Source organism: Asanoa siamensis (genome assembly GCF_016862555.1).
GTDB classification, from domain to species: Bacteria; Actinomycetota; Actinomycetes; order Mycobacteriales; family Micromonosporaceae; genus Asanoa; species Asanoa siamensis.
Map to the genome: position 1 here is coordinate 1 of NZ_BONE01000101.1, position 15,140 is coordinate 15,140.

15 protein-coding genes are annotated in these 15,140 nt (G+C 67.3%); 10 read left to right on the forward strand and 5 right to left on the reverse strand.

The annotated features are described in order from the left end of the window. From Asi02nite_RS36290 to Asi02nite_RS36300, 3 genes are all read left to right on the forward strand, one after another. A partial coding sequence (locus Asi02nite_RS36290; protein ID WP_203718576.1) for an FAD-binding oxidoreductase occupies positions 1-1,161 on the forward strand: 1,161 nt, incomplete at its 5' end. Between the two features lie 144 nt (positions 1,162-1,305). Beyond that, positions 1,306-3,201, forward strand: coding sequence for an AfsR/SARP family transcriptional regulator (locus tag Asi02nite_RS36295; protein WP_203718577.1), 1,896 nt, complete (start codon positions 1,306-1,308; stop codon positions 3,199-3,201). 84 nt (positions 3,202-3,285) lie between these two features. After that, a complete protein-coding gene (locus Asi02nite_RS36300) occupies positions 3,286-4,809 on the forward strand; it encodes an FAD-binding oxidoreductase (protein ID WP_203718578.1) in 1,524 nt (507 codons plus the stop codon). A gap of 25 nt (positions 4,810-4,834) precedes the next feature. Here the strand turns inward: Asi02nite_RS36300 and Asi02nite_RS36305 are convergent, their stop codons facing one another. The 4 genes from Asi02nite_RS36305 to Asi02nite_RS36320 form a co-directional block, all read right to left on the reverse strand. After that, positions 4,835-6,334, reverse strand: a complete 1,500-nt coding sequence (locus Asi02nite_RS36305; RefSeq protein WP_203718579.1) for a phenylacetate--CoA ligase family protein — start codon at positions 6,332-6,334, stop codon at positions 4,835-4,837. 96 nt (positions 6,335-6,430) lie between these two features. Then, complete coding sequence (locus tag Asi02nite_RS36310; protein ID WP_203718580.1) at positions 6,431-7,342, reverse strand: hypothetical protein; 912 nt, start codon at positions 7,340-7,342, stop codon at positions 6,431-6,433. A gap of 310 nt (positions 7,343-7,652) precedes the next feature. After that, the gene (locus tag Asi02nite_RS36315) at positions 7,653-9,077 is read right to left on the reverse strand and encodes a cytochrome P450 (RefSeq protein ID WP_203718581.1); all 1,425 of its coding nucleotides are present in this window, start codon (positions 9,075-9,077) and stop codon (positions 7,653-7,655) included. Between the two features lie 117 nt (positions 9,078-9,194). Then, positions 9,195-9,836 (reverse strand): TetR/AcrR family transcriptional regulator, encoded by a 642-nt coding sequence (locus Asi02nite_RS36320; RefSeq protein ID WP_203718582.1) that lies wholly within the window; start codon positions 9,834-9,836, stop codon positions 9,195-9,197. A gap of 49 nt (positions 9,837-9,885) precedes the next feature. On the opposite strand from Asi02nite_RS36320, the gene Asi02nite_RS36325 reads away from it, so the two are divergent. Together Asi02nite_RS36325 and Asi02nite_RS36330 are read left to right on the forward strand one after the other, a co-directional pair. Further along, the gene (locus tag Asi02nite_RS36325) at positions 9,886-10,296 is read left to right on the forward strand and encodes a hypothetical protein (RefSeq protein WP_203718583.1); all 411 of its coding nucleotides are present in this window, start codon (positions 9,886-9,888) and stop codon (positions 10,294-10,296) included. 130 nt (positions 10,297-10,426) lie between these two features. Continuing rightward, positions 10,427-10,720, forward strand: coding sequence for a WXG100 family type VII secretion target (locus tag Asi02nite_RS36330; protein WP_203718584.1), 294 nt, complete (start codon positions 10,427-10,429; stop codon positions 10,718-10,720). A gap of 195 nt (positions 10,721-10,915) precedes the next feature. Here Asi02nite_RS36330 and Asi02nite_RS36335 read toward each other — a convergent pair whose 3' ends face one another. Further along, positions 10,916-12,145: a hypothetical protein gene (locus Asi02nite_RS36335; protein ID WP_203718585.1), complete on the reverse strand. Its 1,230-nt coding sequence runs from the start codon at positions 12,143-12,145 to the stop codon at positions 10,916-10,918. A gap of 151 nt (positions 12,146-12,296) precedes the next feature. On the opposite strand from Asi02nite_RS36335, the gene Asi02nite_RS36340 reads away from it, so the two are divergent. From Asi02nite_RS36340 to Asi02nite_RS36360, 5 genes are read left to right on the forward strand one after another with little or no spacing between them, the layout of a single operon-like run. Beyond that, positions 12,297-12,578 (forward strand): hypothetical protein, encoded by a 282-nt coding sequence (locus Asi02nite_RS36340; protein WP_203718586.1) that lies wholly within the window; start codon positions 12,297-12,299, stop codon positions 12,576-12,578. 3 nt (positions 12,579-12,581) lie between these two features. After that, positions 12,582-13,112, forward strand: coding sequence for a hypothetical protein (locus Asi02nite_RS36345; RefSeq protein ID WP_203718587.1), 531 nt, complete (start codon positions 12,582-12,584; stop codon positions 13,110-13,112). A 34-nt stretch (positions 13,113-13,146) separates the two neighbouring features. Next, positions 13,147-13,614 carry a sigma-70 family RNA polymerase sigma factor gene (locus Asi02nite_RS36350; RefSeq protein WP_203718588.1) on the forward strand — a complete coding sequence of 156 codons (468 nt, stop codon included), beginning with the start codon at positions 13,147-13,149 and terminating at the stop codon, positions 13,612-13,614. Next, on the forward strand, positions 13,614-14,855 hold the full coding sequence (locus tag Asi02nite_RS36355) for a hypothetical protein (protein ID WP_203718589.1): 1,242 nt from the start codon (positions 13,614-13,616) through the stop codon (positions 14,853-14,855). Before Asi02nite_RS36350 ends, Asi02nite_RS36355 begins: the two co-directional genes overlap by 1 nt. Beyond that, positions 14,797-15,024: a hypothetical protein gene (locus tag Asi02nite_RS36360; RefSeq protein ID WP_203718590.1), complete on the forward strand. Its 228-nt coding sequence runs from the start codon at positions 14,797-14,799 to the stop codon at positions 15,022-15,024. Before Asi02nite_RS36355 ends, Asi02nite_RS36360 begins: the two co-directional genes overlap by 59 nt. Positions 15,025-15,140 lie beyond the last annotated feature (116 nt).

Consider the following 15,140-nt stretch of genomic DNA (forward strand, 5'->3'; position numbering starts at 1 on the left):
AGAGCTGTGGTTTCCGCCGATGGGGCGGTGCTCATCAACCTACGCCGGATTAACGACGTTTCCATCGACGCGGGCACGTCGAGCGCTGTGGTTGGTGGAGGCAGCCAATGGCAGGACGTCGTCGATGCGGCCGCTGAGGTCGGATTGGCGCCGCTGGCTGGTTCGTCGCCGAATGTTGGTGTTGTCGGCTATACCTTGGGCGGTGGCGTTAGTCCCACGCTCGGTCGGGCGCACGGGTTCGCCGCCGACTGGGTGCAGTGGGTGGAGATCGTCACCCCGGACGGACAACTGCGACGCGTGGATCGGGACAACGAGCCGGAGCTGTTCTGGGCGGTACGGGGTGGTAAGGGCAATTTCGGCGTGGTCACCAGAATGCGGTTCCAGATGGTGCCCACTCCGCCGCTGTTCGGTGGCGGTCTCTATTTCGCAGCCGAGCATGTCGGACCGGTCCTCGCCGCCTTCCAGGACGTCGTCGCGCACGCCCCCGACGGCCTGAGCATTTCGTTCGCCTTCCTGCGCCTGCCCGACGCTCCGTTCGTCCCCGAATTCCTGCGGGGCCGGTTCACCCTTCACGTGCGCGTGGCCTACCTTGGCTCGGCCGCCGAAGGAGAGAAGCTGATCGCCCCCTTGCGTGCCGCTGCACCGCCGATGGTCGACACTGTGGCCGAGATGCCGTTCGCTGCCATCGCCGGAATTCACGCCGACCCCGTGGATCCGCTTCCGGCGTACGAGCGGGGAACGTTCCTTCGGGAGTTGCCCACGGCCGCGATCGAGGCTCTGGTCAACGCCGCGGGTCCGGAGACCGGCACGCCGTTGGTCATGGTCGAGGTCCGCCATCTGGGCGGGGCGTTGGCCCGCCCTCCGTCGACGCCGAGCGCGGTGCTCCGGCGCGACGCCTCCTTCCAGTTGTTCGTCGCTGCGGTCGGCGACCCAGGCATGGACGAGGCCTTCCGACCTGAGATCCAGTCCGTCCTGGACGCGATGCGCCCGTGGTCGGCCGAAGGATCGCAGATTAACTTCTTGACCGCCTATGACACGAACCCTGAAGGGGTTCGTGCCGCATACGGACCCGACGTATTCGACCGGCTGGCGCGGATCAAGCACAGGTACGACCAGGGCAACATGTTCCGTATTAATCACAACATCGCCCCGGCGAACTAATTCGATTTGGCATCGCCAGTCGCATCGCTCGGCTGGCATCATCTCCGGCTCGTCGCCGGCGCCGGAGCCTGTCCGTCAACCGACAGGCTCCGGCGCTCAACAACGGGCGAGGTAAGGCTGCCCTCCGGTAAGCTTGCTTCAATCATGAGCGATCTTGAGATCAAGTTTTCCCTGCTCGGCCCGATCTACCTGGGACCAGCGGCGCAAGCGATGTCTCCAGGGTCTCCGCAGCAACAAGCTCTGCTCGTGGTGCTTCTGTTGCGGGTCGGTCAACCGGTGGCCGTGTCCGATTTGGTCACAGCGATCTGGGACGATGATCCTCCGAAAGCCGCTATCGGCACGCTTCGCACGTACGTCTCGCGACTGCGCCAGCTGCTCCGAGAAGCGGAGATCGACGCAGACATCGACACGGTCGGTGGGGGATACGCGCTGCGGACAGCGCCGAACTCCATAGACACGGTCGTCTTCCGTAGTCTGGCTGAACGCGCTCGCGGGCACATGCGGGCTGACGAGCCGGCCGCGGCCTTCGCGGCCCTGACCCAGGCGCTGTCTCTGTGGAAAGGGCCGCCGTTGGGCGGCGTACCCGGCAGGTACGCCGAAGAGCAGCGGACCCGGCTCGCGGAGAGCCGCCTGGCAGCCGAGGAGATGCGACACGCCGCCGCACTCGCCTCCGACGCGGAGGACCCGGCTGACCTCGTTTCCGAATTGACGACGCTAGCTCAGGCCCATCCCCTGCGGGAGGGGCCGCACGCGCTGTTGATGCGGGCGCTGTACCGCGCGGGGCGGCAGGTCGAAGCGCTGGAGGTCTACCACGGAATCCGCGGCCGGCTCAACGACGAGCTCGGCCTCGATCCGGGTCACGCGTTGGGCGAACTGCAACGGCGGATTCTTTCGGCCGATCCCTCGCTGCATCCCACGGGTGGCGCCGCCGGACCGGCCACGGACACGGAGACGCCGCGGACTCCGGACACGGCCGCAGTGCCTGGGCCGAGCTTGCTTCCCGCCGACCTCCACGATTTCACCGGCCGTGAGGCTGAGCTGGACGAGATAGTCGGTGCGTTGGTCGGTGGTCCGAGAACGGTCGGCGTCCTGGGAGTGGGTGGCATCGGGCGCACGGCCACCGCGGTCCGTGCGGCACATCGGATGGCTTACGCCTTCCCGGGCGGCCGCTTCTATGCCGACATGGCTCGGATCTCTGACCCGAGCGACCTCGGCGACCTGCTTGCGAGCTGGCTGCGGGCGCTCGAGGTCACGGCATCGGAGCTGCCAGCTGGCAACTTCGCCCGGGCGGCCCTCCTGCAACGGGTGGCCGCCGACCGTCGGATGCTCGTGGTGCTGGACAACGTCGATGATCACGCCGAGATCAGTTGGCTCCGAGAAGCGCTTCCAGGCTGCAGCATCCTCGTTACCGCGCAGCGGCGGCAGGCCTACATCACCACGACGACCTGGGTGACGCTCGGCGGGCTGCTGATCGACGACGGCGTTCTGCTGCTCGAGCGACTCGCCGGCCCGGAGCGGGTTCGCGCCGAACCTGAAGCGGCGCGGCGGCTGGTCACGATCGCGTCTGGCTGGCCGTTGCCGTTGCGGCTGCTGGGTTGTCGACTCGCGGCCCGCCCCCGGTGGGGGATCGCCGCGATCGGCGACGAGCTCCAGCGCGAACTGTCCAATCTGACGGGCGTGGTCCACGACGAGTGCGTGCTGGCGGAGTCGCCTATCTTGCGGGTTTATCGGCAGCTGCCCGACGTGCAGGCCAGTGCCCTGCGGATGGCCGCAACGCGCGCGGGCGAGGAGTTCAGCACGGAGGAGGTGGCCGCGCTCCTCGACGTCGAACCCGCGATCGCGTGGAGCGCCCTCGACGCGTTGGTCGATCTCCATTTATTGTTCGACGCGGACACCCCACACCGATTCGGGATGAACCCGATCGTGCGTGCATTCGGACGTCGGCAGGCCCACCTGCTGTCGGCACAGGAACATTCGAAGGCGCCCGGGGAGGTCCTGGCTCCGATGGCGGCGCTCGGTGCGCAGCGGCTGGCAAGCTAAGACCAGTCGCGCTGCGGACGCGATGTCAACCAAACCCCAACGGTCGCTAACCGGACGTTGATGCCCGCCGCGTTGGCTCGTGGCATGACCAAAACGACACACGCAGCAGATTTTGATCTGGCACCGTGCGCGACGGTGGCGGCGGCCGCATCGACCTTTCTGCCCGGCCGCCTGTCCGAAGGCGCCGCTGTCTACCTACCCGGTGACGACGGCTACGACGCGGGCCGCTGCGGCTACAACGTCGCGTTTCCGCACCGCCCGGCAGTAGTGGTGGCCCCGGCCACCGCCGACGATGTCGTCGAGGCGGTTCGTTTCGCCGAGGACCATCGCCTACGCGTCGTGGTCCAGGCGACCGGGCATGGTCCAACCAAGGCTGCGGACGGCGGTGTCCTGATCAGTACGGATCGGATGACCGAGGTCACGATCAACGCGTCGACGCGTACCGCCAAAGTCGGTGCGGGCGTGCGTTGGGAGCAGGTGACCGAGGCGGCGGCCGCCCACGGCCTCGCGGCCGTGAATGGTTCGTCGCCCGCGCTCGGTGTGGTCGGGTACACGCTGGGCGGAGGTCTCAGTCCTTTCCTGGGGCGGACGCGAGGGTACGCCGCGGACAATGTGGTTTCGATCGATCTCGTCACCGCGGATGGCGCTGCCCTTACGGTCAATGCCACCTCGGAACCCGAGCTGTTCTGGGGACTGCGGGGCGGCGGGGGCGGCCTCGGCGTCGTCACAGCCATCGAATTTCGCCTCTTCCCTGTCCGCCGGGTCTACGCAGGTGGCGTCTACTTCGCCGCGGAACATGCGGCGGCGGTGCTGCACGCCTGGCGTACCTGGGTGGAGTCCACACCCGACGAGATGTCCTCGTCGATCGCGTTCGTGCGTCACCCTAAGTGTGAGCCCGTCGCAGAGCCACTACGTGGGCGCCTCGTCGTCCACGTTCGCGTCGCCTATCTGGGTTCCGCCGAAGACGGCGAGCGGCAGCTGGATCCGATCCGAGCCGCAGCCCCTTCGATCATCGACTCCGTCGACGACATGCCATACACCGCGGCTGCCGCCATCCACGCCGACCTGGTAGACCCGCTGCCGGTGTACGAACGATCCGCGCTGCTGCACGGCCTGCCACCCGAAGCGCTGGACCTCCTTCTCGATTTCGCCGTCGACGGTGCCGCTGTCCCGGTTACCCGGGTCGAGCTTCGTCACCTGGCAGGGGAGCTACGCAAACCACCGCGCGAGCCGAACGCGGTTGCCAATCGCGACGCACCCTTCCTGCTCACGTTGGCGAGCGTCGTCGCCGCAGACAAGGCTGCGGGCCACAGCGCGTTTCACGATCACATCGTGCGCGAGCTGCGTCCGTGGACAACTGGGCGAACCTTGGCCAACTTCCTCAGTCCGGGCGACGCTCGTCAGCAGCACAGGGCGACGGCGTATCCGGGTGATGTTCATGCCCGTCTGAACGCGCTCAAAAAATGCTGGGATCCGTCTGGACGCTTCGACGTATCCGCCGAGGACGCCGCCGTCCTATCGAGCGATGCGGTCGTCCAGCCGAGGCCGGGAACGCTGGAGACACAACAGCTTGCCGAGATCCTCGGCCTTCGCCCGCGGCTGTCTTGACGGGACGAAAGTCGTCCGGCGCTGGTCAGGGCCGGCTGTACCGGTGCTTGACGTTCGGCGGAAAGTAGTCCACGTCGCCAGTCGCGAGCAGCCGTACGCGCGGAAGTTGGCGCTCGACCGGCACATAGTTCGCGAACTCGCTGTTGGTGACAAGAAGGCGTTCGCGGATCGCACGGGCGATCTCTTCGGCGTGCTCGGGGCCGGCGGTGACGCCGGGCGCGAGTTCCACTACGACGCCGAGGTATGGGTTGTGATCCTGGTCCGCGCCTACCTCTTGGACGAATTTGCCGGTGAGCAAGGGCGCGACGGTCTCCTCTTCGAGCGCGGCGGACACCTGCTCCGGAAAGACGTTGGCACCGAAGTAGGACACGGTGAACAGCGCGCGGCCGAAGACCCAGACGAACGGCAGCCGTGCGGCTCGATCGCTGGAGCCCTGCGCGGCGAGCGGATCGAAGCCGTGCTCACGGCAGAAAGCGATCATGTTCGGGTAGGACATAACGCCGCCTTCGTCCCCCAGACGGTAGCGAAGCAAGGGCGCTGCACCATCGGCGGTGAACAGCAATGTGCCCTCGTGCGTCTCGAAGTAACGGGTAAGCGGATCGTACTGCACCAAGGTCGGCAGCCGCGAGTTGCCGAACAGCGCCCGGGCGACGGTCGGATGGTCGGCCAAGAACCGACGGATGACGACGGTCAACGGTGTCTCGTTGCCGAGCACACCGGCGTCGGCGGTCCCATAGAGAGCCACCGTGTCGCTCTCGGGCCGGCTCGAGCCGGCCCGTTGGCCTACCAGAGCTCGCCATTGCTCACTGAACACCTCACCGGCCAGCAGCATCCGCACACGCAGAGCGGACCAGTCGACGCCCCGACGGATGCCCTCGTCGATCACGCCCTTGACAAATGGCGGGTAGCCGGCGAGAACCACCTGGTCGAACATGGCACCGAGTTCCGCTACGACCCGGAGGATCTCGCCGTTCGAGTTGCCCGGCGTGGCGACGGTGATCGGGTAGCCCTTCGCGGCGAGATGCCTGCACGCGTCGGCGGTGTACATGCCGCCCACCCAGTTGCCAAGGGGAAAGCACACGATGACCAGCGTCCGGTGGCGGTCGGCGTCGAAGACCCCGACCAACGCATGTTCGAACCGGGCCGTGACTGCCAGCTCGTCCACGGCGGACCGCGCCCAGACCGTCGGGCGAGACGACGAACCTGACGATACGGCCACCGTCTCTACGTCGTCGAGACGGCCACTGCGGCACCGCTGCGCAAGCTCGTGCCGGTGCACGTAGTTCTCCTTGGTGATCATCGGCACCTGTGCGAAGTCCGCGGGGGTGCGGACGCTTCCCGGGTGGACGCCGTGCTCACGGAGGAACGCCCGGTAGGCCGGGACCTGCTCGGCGGAGGCCGCGAACAGGCTGATCGCCGCCGCGAACCCGTTCTCCGGCTCGCCTCGATCGTCTACGATCACGGGCTCGGAGCGGTGGAACGTGCCCAACCGGTCCAGCCAACGCCGCGCCTTATCACCTGTCATGGCTCTAGCACCCTCCTTCGGTTCGTGCGAGCGGTTCAGCGACGTGGACCGCCGGTCCGGCAAGCGATGACCGGCGGATCCCGTCCCGACGACCGATCAGGCCAGCCGCACCGAGGCCACGGTGTCGTCGAAATTGATGACTGAAAGGTCTGGCACGTCTCCGTCGACGACGCGCAGCTCACCCTTGCAGTCCTTGCCCGCCCACATCCGCACAGTGCCGTCCGTCGTAAGCGCCGAGGCGACGCCAGCGAACGGAAGGTTCTGGCATCCGGGGCCGCTCACGCCGAACGACATCCCAGACTCGGCGAAGTCGGCGTCCTCGAAGAACGTAACCGAGGTGGCCCGCTTGCCGGTGGAGCCCGGTGATGCTGGTGCGGTCGGCTCGGCGCCTGAGTCAGCGCCGACGGCCTTGCCCCCGTCGCGCTTGACGGCGAACCACTTTCCCTGCAGGCCTTGGCCCCGGGTGTCGCCGAACCGGCGGTCGTCGGCGAACCTGTAGACCGGCCATCCGCCAATTGTAAGCTGCAGTTCGCCGTCGTCACGGCGCACGGTGCCCAAGGCGTCCTCGCTTACATACGCTCGGTAGACAGTTTCGCCTTCGCGCACGACCACCGGCGGCCAGGTCTCGGCACAGGGCCCGTTACAGACGGACTTCGACGGGCTCGCTTCGTCGTCGTCGAACCGGTAGAGCGTCAGTCCTGATCCGTTGACAACCACGCGACCGAGTCGGTCGACGCGTGCCGCGCGCACCTCTGTCCACTTGCGCGCTTTTTCCTCGCGCTCGGACTTGGTCGGGCCGCCTTCTCGGTTCACCCAGTCACCGGTGCCATCCTCAGCCTTGTTTGACTTGGCCGTCCCAGGCACCACCGATAGATCGAGACTCTCGGTCGGCCGTGTCGAGGTCTGGTCGGGGTCCAGCGCGACCGTGCCGATGTCGGCGTTTCCACATGCGGACAACAGCGCGGCGGCAACGGCGGTGGCGACTAGCACCGATGGCTTGCGTGGCATTGCGGCTGCTCCTTAGGTCGGTGTCCCCGGTACATCCGGAGACATCGCCACCCACACGTGCCCGGACAGCCGTTTGGTTCACCCGCCGGTGTTGACCGTCGTCACATCCGTCTCCAACCTCGACGACCTCGTTGGGCGATAGGCGCTCAACCAATGAACGACGCTGGCGATGGCCGAAAGTGGTCGTCAGCGGGTTCGGCGACGAAGCGCACACGGCCGCTGCATCGGCGCGATGGGAACGCACGAACCGCGTGTTGCCGCGAGGCCGTGGGGCGCTTGACGGAACAGCGACGGAAGATCGCCGGCCGATTCATCGCTCGGCCTCCTGAGTGGAAGGCTTGGCGCGAACGAAGATATTCGTCGGAAACATGCTGAAGCTTTGTCGCTCGCCAACCGGGCCGGCGAGGGTGTCCTGCTCGAGGTCGAACTCGCGGCACAACATCGAGACCACCAGGATCGCCTCCATAAGTGCAAGGTTGCGGCCAGGGCAGAAACGGGGTCCCGCGCCGAAGGGAAGGAAGGGAGCAACGGCGCTTTCGGGCGACGGCCCTGCGCGGAGCCATCGCGCCGAGTCGAACTCTTGGGGCTGCGGGAACCGGCCGTGGTCGTGGTGCGCTCCGCGGGTCTGCAAGACGAAGACGACCGTACCCGCTTTGAGCTCGAGCAGTCCCTGGTTGCCTGGAAGGACGACGTCGTGGCGGGCTTGCAGGGCAAGGATCGGTGCGACCGGTCGCAGCCGCATGGCCTCCTTAACCGCAGCATCTGCCTCCACCAGTTGCCTCAGCGTCGCGGGGTTCTCGGCGATTGCTCGGTCCCCGAGTGCGCTGTCAGCCTCAGACCTGATCCGGCGGACCGCGGCGGGGTCGCCTGCCAAGAAGTGGATCGCCCAAGCGGCGGTCGCGGAGGTGGTGTCTTCGCCGGCTACCAGCATCGTCAACACGTTGCCGAGCAGTTCCTTGTGCGTCAGGGGCGGTTCGCCTTCTACGGGCGCGACCAGCGCCTCCAGAAAGTTGGTAGGCGCGGCGCCGCCGGCGACTCGCTGTCGAGCGGCCGCGAAGTGCCTCTGGACGAGGATGTCGATCTCGCGAAGGGTGGCGTCGATGCGCCGCCGCCGGGTGCCGCCGAAGAACCTCCAGTACGGGAATGGTGCGTAGAGGCGGCGGCCGATCTCGGGGAACAACGCGGGCAAGCGGGACGCCAACCCCTCTCCGCGATTCTCCACCGAGTTGAGGTCGTGACCGGTGGCGAGCCCGACGGTGACATCCAGGGTGTAATGCGTCATCTCAGCCAGCACATCTATGCGTTCACCAGCTACCGCGGCGGCGCGCCATCGGCGGCGCAATCGTTCCGCTGTCCGGGTGAGAACCTCGAAGTAGCTGTCCAGGTGCTTGGCGTCCAGACTTCGGGTGGCGACGCGCCGCAAGCGTTGCCAGGTCGCCCCTTCGGCGGTGAACAGGCCGTCGACTCCCATCTCGCGAAGGATCCCGGCCATACGCGGGCTTCGTCGGAAGGTGTCCGGCCGCTGTCTCAAAATGGCATCGACCAGCGAGGGATCAGCGGTCACCACAGCCGGACCGGAGAGCCACAGACGGTATGTGGGCCCGTGTCGATCACACCAGTGCTGCATCGCGACGGCGGGCGCTGCTGCGCGCGCCAGCGCGAGCCTGTGGCCGAGCAGAGGAAGCCCGGTTGGGCCAGGCAAGTCGTGGTAGGTCAGGACCTGGTTCGGGGACATCGGTCGAGCAAACCGCCTGGCCGTCGACAAACGATCAACAGACGATGGACGGCACTGGCCATTCGCTGCGCGGCTGTCCGCAGGGCTCAGGCCTAGGGCGAGACTTGTATCGCGGCGTCAGCGTGCTGCCTCGAAGAGATGGCGCGACGTCAGCGGCGATGGCGGCAACTCCGGCCCGTGGTGGTCGGCGGCGAATGCGGCCAGCAGGTAAGCAGCGAGTCGGCGCGCCGTGTCGGCAGCGGATCGCGGGTAACGCGCGGCCAGGCCGGACACTGCGGCCATGCTCAGTGCGAGATCCGCTGGGACGAAATCGGCGCGCAACCGGCCCACTGCCTTGGCTCGGGCGACCAGCGCGAAGAGACCGCCAACCGTGCGCTGACGTGCGTCGTCGAGTTCAGACGTGTCCGGAATCTTGGCCAGGAACGCGTCCGTGAAAGTGCGATCGGCGGTCTGCAGAACGCAGATCTCATTGACCATGTGGCAGAAGCCGCGCCACGGATCGGGGTCGGCGAGGGCCTCGTCGACGACCGCCACGCAGTGTGCGTACTGGTCGGCGTAGACGGCTGCGATCAGGTGATCCTTGGTCGGGAAACGGCGATGAAGAGTAGCGGTGCCGATCCCCGCACGCCGGGCGATAGTGCCCAAAGGCACCTCCGGGCCATGCTCGGCGAACAGGCCTCGGGCCGTATCGACGATGCGGTCCCGGTTGCGCCGTGCGTCGGACCGCAGAGGCCGATGTGAGGAAGCGGGCTTTCCCATTCTTATCACTTTAGGTCCTCCTCGGAGCCTGGCCGTTACGGTCCCCGCCATGAGCAACGCTGTGCGGACCGTCGTCAACCGGATCAACGCCTTCAACATGGCCTGGCACTCCTCGCCGCGGTTCGGGAGGCTGGTAAGACCGTGGCTGACCGTGATCACCTACACGGGGCGGCGCTCGGGCAGGACGTTCAGCACCCCCGTCGCCTATGCGCGGACCGCGGCTGGCGTGCGCATCGACGTTGCGATGCCGGACGCCAAGACCTGGTGGCGCAACTTCACGGGCGAGGGTGCCCCGATCTCGGTGCGACTCGACGGTGAGCAGCAGGTCGGGCACGCTCTCGCGCGACGCGCCAGCCGCCGCCGCGTCGTGGTGGAGGTGAGCCTACGTGGGCAGCAGAAGGCCGACCGGTGCCTCGACGCGAGTATTGCCGCGTCTTCTGAAGTCCCGACGGTGACCTGACGACCGAGCATCGCCTCCATTGTGGACGAACGTCGATCGGGCGTAGAGCCAGTGTTGATCCGGTATCAATTGTGACCGGCTGGACTTGACTCCCGCGATGGGCGGGATTTGTAGATGTAGGAGGACGATCATGCCCAACTTCAGCGTCAACAGCGACGAGACCGCACAGACGTCAGCGGCTCTGCTGAATGACTTCACCCAGCTGCAGGACAAGCTGAGCGAGGTCCGGGGGAAGGTTCAGGGGCTGCTGGCGCAGGGCTACTCCACGCCGGCCGCGCAGCAGAAGTTCCAGCCGTTCTTCGACGAGTTCGCGCGCGGGTTCGAGCAGATCAACCAGTCGCTCGAGGGGATCAGCACCTATGTTCGTACCGTTGGCGAGGCGTTCGCGTCGGCCGATGAACAGCTCGGAGCGCAACTTCGATGACGACGGCCCGCCAGTTACCGGTTGGCCGAGGACGTGGCCCCGGGTGACGTCGGCGGTGAGGCCGTCGATGGCACCTGGTTCGTGATGTCACCAGACAGAATTACGGCCAACGGAGATCTCGGATAGTCGGTGTCCATGGGCCCGTCGGGACGGGTTCCGACCGTGACCGCGCGGTCGGAACCCGTCCCTATGTCGTTACGGTTGCGTAGGCACGACCACCGTCTGATCGAGTTCCGGCAGTTCCAGCGTGCCATCGGCATTGGCGTGCCATTGCCAGTGCGCGCCAGGCACCCGCCCCAGCACCACTGAGGCCCACCCGCCGGCGCCGGAGGACGACAACCGCACAAGCGATGCGGCCGTCTCGGGATCGGGCTCGCCGACGGCGACCACGATGCCAGTGAGGCGACGGCGGCGGGCCGCTTGGACCATGACGGAGCCGGCTTCGTCAAGCGCCGGGGCACTGGCTCGTACGAGGTCAGCGAGTTCGGCGGCACCTGACAGCGAAGCCAAGTCGACGATGAGGGTGCCGGGACGGTGCCGCGTCACCTCACGCAGAAGGTGGTCTACCGTCTCGCGCGCCCCTTGAGCGTCGCCGGTAACGCTCAGGACACCGTCGAGCCAGCTGATGTCAACGACGAGGGTGCCACCGTCCTCGGTAACGCCCACCCGTGCGGGCATCGACAGAGGATCGACGGGACCAGGCGTCGGCAACCCGCTTCGCCACTGCCCGCTGCCGGTCGCGGTCCAGAAGGGCGTCGGTGTGGTCGGCGTGCTCAGCCACGCGGTCACACCGTCCCCGTCGATCACAACGGCGTACACCTCCGCGTCCGACCCGACACCGGCCGCAGCGGTCATCGCGAGAGTGACGTCGCGCGTATCCCGTCCCTGGTCGGCGGCGAGCCGCGCACGCGTTGCCCGCAGCCGCCGCTTGCGCTGGCGGTTGCCACGCGCGTCGCGGGTCCGGTCGGTCCAGCGCCGGATGCTCCCGACCACCCGGCGTCGGGCGACGACGAGCACGGTCAACACCCCCAGCACCACCGCGCCGATCAACGAAAGCGCCAACGGCCAGGTCCAGTACGGCTTCGACCGGGCCAGGCTGGCGGTGCGCACGTCTGGTCCGCGAGCGTCGGCCGGCAACACCAGAACCCAGCCGGTTCGCGCCACCTCGGTCGCCGACGTGAGCGAGGCGCCGTCGGGTTGCTCGCGACCGTCGTTGAGAGCGAAGATCTCCGCCGCCCGTGCGGGGTCGCCGAGGGTGCGGCCGGCGATCGCTGCCAGCGACTCATCCCGGCTGCCGGCGGCGATCGGCTCTGGCACGACATACACGTTGACGGTCACGGTGTCGCCAGGCGGAGCCGCCGTTGCCGGCACGGTTGGTGCGAGGACGAAGAGAAACGCCAGCAGTGCCAAGAGATACCGATGCATCGGTCGGCCTTCCGCATCACGAGGTAGCGAGACGGAATCACACGGTCAACTGGCCGCAGCGGTTCTCCCGGATCGCCAAAGTGTGGGGCAGCGCACAGAACCCGGCGACGATCGGTTGCGTGTGTATTCGAACCGAACAGGAGGCGAAGCCATGGCCGAGATCGTGGTACCTGGCGAGGAACTGGCCGCGGCGTCTGAGGCGCTGACCAGGACGCTCGCGTTCATCGACTCGGAACGAATCCCGGGCGACATCAAGGCGATCCTCGGTGGTGGAGCGTTGAGCGAAGCCGCAGGCCGGTTCGACAGCGATTGGGACGACGGCCGGTTCCAACTCAAGAAGCAGGGCAAGGCGATCAACGAAGCGATCGAAAAGATTCAGCGGGCGTTCGGTGACACCGACACCAACACCGCCAACAGCCTGCAGAGGGGCTAACTCGTGCCAACCGCATTCGCACTGGTGATTCCTCACTCCTGGTCCGAGTACGACCTGAACGGTGCGCACCTTGCACAGGCGTGGGCCCAAGCGCGGAGGGAGGCCACGACAGACGGCGAACGGGTCGCGGTCGACGACGCCTACGGTCAGGCCGACGAGCTCTTGCGCGCGTTCGCAGGTCGCGGTGCGCTCGCCGCCGCCGGGCTGGTCGAGCCCCACGACGAAGGCCTCCTGATGGCGTTCGTGGCTGTGTTCGCCCTCACCGATGTGGACGACCTGCGCGGCATGTCCACCGTAGATCTCGCTGGCGTCGGTTACGGCTTTCGGATCAGCGGTACCAGGACCGTCCCGGTCGCCGGTGCGCAGGTGCCGTTGTACTCCATGAGTACCGCCATCCCTGTTCCAGGCAGGCCGAGCGAGATGTTGCTGGTCACCGCGGTCAGTCCCAACGTCACCGAAGCCACGGAGCTGGCCGGCCTTTTCGCGACCATTACGGGCACCCTGCGGTTTCTCGAGCCGTCAACGGGACGTTGATCGCGCATAGATGCTCTCGGGGTTGGGTGAAGCCATGTCCGAGTTCCTCACTCTGATCGAAAAAGAACACGCAAGAGCGGTCCTGGCATATGCGGCCAGTCTGACCGGCGACCGTGCCGGGGCCGAAGACGTACTCCAGGAGACCGTGGTTCGCGCCTGGCGACACCGTGACAAGCTCGCGGCCGGCCAGGGTTCCTTGCGCGGCTGGTTGCTGACCGTCGCGCGTAACCTGGTGGTCGATGACGTACGCCGGTCGCGCGGAACGCAGCCGGTCGCCAGCCTCCCGGCGGCACGGTGCGACCACGCGGAGAGCGTCGTCGACGCCGTCGCTGTCGCGACCGCCATGCGCCGGTTACCACCCGCGCACCGGGAGGTCCTCTACCACGTTTACTGGCAAGACCGGTCCGTAGCCGAGACCGCGGCCGCGCTCGGCGTCGCCGAGGGAACCGTCAAGTCCCGCAGCCACTACGCGCTCCGCGCGTTGCGCCGGGAGTTGCTCTGATGCCTCGCGAGTTCTCTTCAGGCTTCGCCATCCTCGGGTTCGACGCCGATCCAACCCCCGGCGACCCTGATGCGATCGAACGGTTCGCGGACCGGCATGGCGCTGTCCGCACCGATGTGCTGCGCGCGCTCGACGTGCTCGGCGGCGGAGGGCAGATCGAGCAGGGTCGTGGCCAGGCGATGGACGCCCTGCGGGCGGCGTTGAAGAGTCTGCCGGACAAGCTGCGCCGGACCGCGGACTCCTTCGGACAGGCCGAGCAGGCGTATCGAACGTTCGCGATCGAGCTCCGCGACAGCCAGTCCAGGCTCGACGACCTCATGCGTGCGGCGTCCCCGATCGCCGCGCTGGCCGACAGCCAGTTGACCGATCCGGCGGACCCAGCGTCGACTCAGACGCAGGGTGAGATTCTCGCCGCGCGGGAGCGGCTCAGCGGCCTCGCGGCGCAAGCCGCCCAGATTCGCGCGGACCGGGACAGAGCGGCCGAACGGGCAGCGGACGAGTTGCTGCGCGCCGCGGCCAACGCGATTCCGGAACGTGACGTCTTGACAAAGATCGGCGATGGTTTCCAGCAGTTCCCCTTTATCCAGATCATCATCGACGTTGCCATCGCTCTAGTGGCGTTGGCATTCCCTGTGTTCAGTGTGTTTTTGGCCGCGACAGCGCTTGCGATTCGGACCGCCGGACAGGTCGCCAACGACTCGTTCAAAGTGGGAACGTTCGTGGTCGACCTTCTCGCGCTCGTGCCGGGTGGATCTGCCTTGCGTCGAGCTGACGACGTCGTGCACGCGTTTCCGTTCGCCGTCGCGGGACACAACAGCGACAACATAGCGGCCTCGATCGTCAAGTCCCGCAACGCGATCTCGTCGGCTCCGCTGGCGAACGCGAGCCTGGTCTTCGTCCGCGAGACCTCGGCGAACTTCGGACGAACCACGCTGGAGACCACCCTCAATGGCCAGCCGTTCGACGCGGGCAAAGTCGTGCTTACCGCGTTGGGCGTCGGCGGAGGACTCGGCCTGGCCCAACTGCGAAGCGATCGGCAGCGCCAGCTCGATCGGCAGCACAACAGCGCCTTGCCGGACGACAGTCCGGATCACAGGGAGCTGAGGTTCGATGCGGAGCACGACCTCAGCTCGATCCAGGAGGACGCCCGCGAACGCATCGGGGCGCAGCACGTTCGTCGTGGTGGAACAAGAAGTCGAGAAGGCCACCAAGCCACCGGCACCACCACCGGGCGAGGCTGACCAAGCCGACCGCACTGCCGCCGGTGACATCAAGACCGGCAAGACCACCGAGGGCGTCCTGCCCGACGGCGCGGAAGCCGCGGCGGGCGGCGCGGCCCAGTTCGGCAGCGGTGTGGTGTTCGACCAGGTGGCCGACCAGATCCTCAAACGACTGTCCAAATCTTCCTAACGAGGGAATTTCCGTGCGGTTCAACGTCAGCCTCGCCAGTCCGCAGCACCCCCGTCCTCTCATGCTGGCGGTCGACGCGGCCCCGACCACAACCGTCGCCGATCTCGCCGCGCACC

Excerpts from the sequence above, each read along its gene's own strand:
- Asi02nite_RS36295 (WP_203718577.1), top strand. The coding sequence starts at position 1,306 with ATGAGCGATCTTGAGATCAAGTTTTCCCTGCTCGGCCCGATCTACCTG.
- Asi02nite_RS36350 (WP_203718588.1), top strand. The coding sequence starts at position 13,147 with ATGTCCGAGTTCCTCACTCTGATCGAAAAAGAACACGCAAGAGCGGTC.
- Asi02nite_RS36310 (WP_203718580.1), bottom strand. The coding sequence starts at position 7,342 with ATGCCACGCAAGCCATCGGTGCTAGTCGCCACCGCCGTTGCCGCCGCG.
- Asi02nite_RS36340 (WP_203718586.1), top strand. The coding sequence starts at position 12,297 with ATGGCCGAGATCGTGGTACCTGGCGAGGAACTGGCCGCGGCGTCTGAG.
- Asi02nite_RS36300 (WP_203718578.1), top strand. The coding sequence starts at position 3,286 with ATGACCAAAACGACACACGCAGCAGATTTTGATCTGGCACCGTGCGCG.
- Asi02nite_RS36320 (WP_203718582.1), bottom strand. The coding sequence starts at position 9,836 with ATGGGAAAGCCCGCTTCCTCACATCGGCCTCTGCGGTCCGACGCACGG.
- Asi02nite_RS36305 (WP_203718579.1), bottom strand. The coding sequence starts at position 6,334 with ATGACAGGTGATAAGGCGCGGCGTTGGCTGGACCGGTTGGGCACGTTC.
- Asi02nite_RS36315 (WP_203718581.1), bottom strand. The coding sequence starts at position 9,077 with ATGTCCCCGAACCAGGTCCTGACCTACCACGACTTGCCTGGCCCAACC.
- Asi02nite_RS36330 (WP_203718584.1), top strand. The coding sequence starts at position 10,427 with ATGCCCAACTTCAGCGTCAACAGCGACGAGACCGCACAGACGTCAGCG.
- Asi02nite_RS36335 (WP_203718585.1), bottom strand. The coding sequence starts at position 12,145 with ATGCATCGGTATCTCTTGGCACTGCTGGCGTTTCTCTTCGTCCTCGCA.
- Asi02nite_RS36325 (WP_203718583.1), top strand. The coding sequence starts at position 9,886 with ATGAGCAACGCTGTGCGGACCGTCGTCAACCGGATCAACGCCTTCAAC.
- Asi02nite_RS36355 (WP_203718589.1), top strand. The coding sequence starts at position 13,614 with ATGCCTCGCGAGTTCTCTTCAGGCTTCGCCATCCTCGGGTTCGACGCC.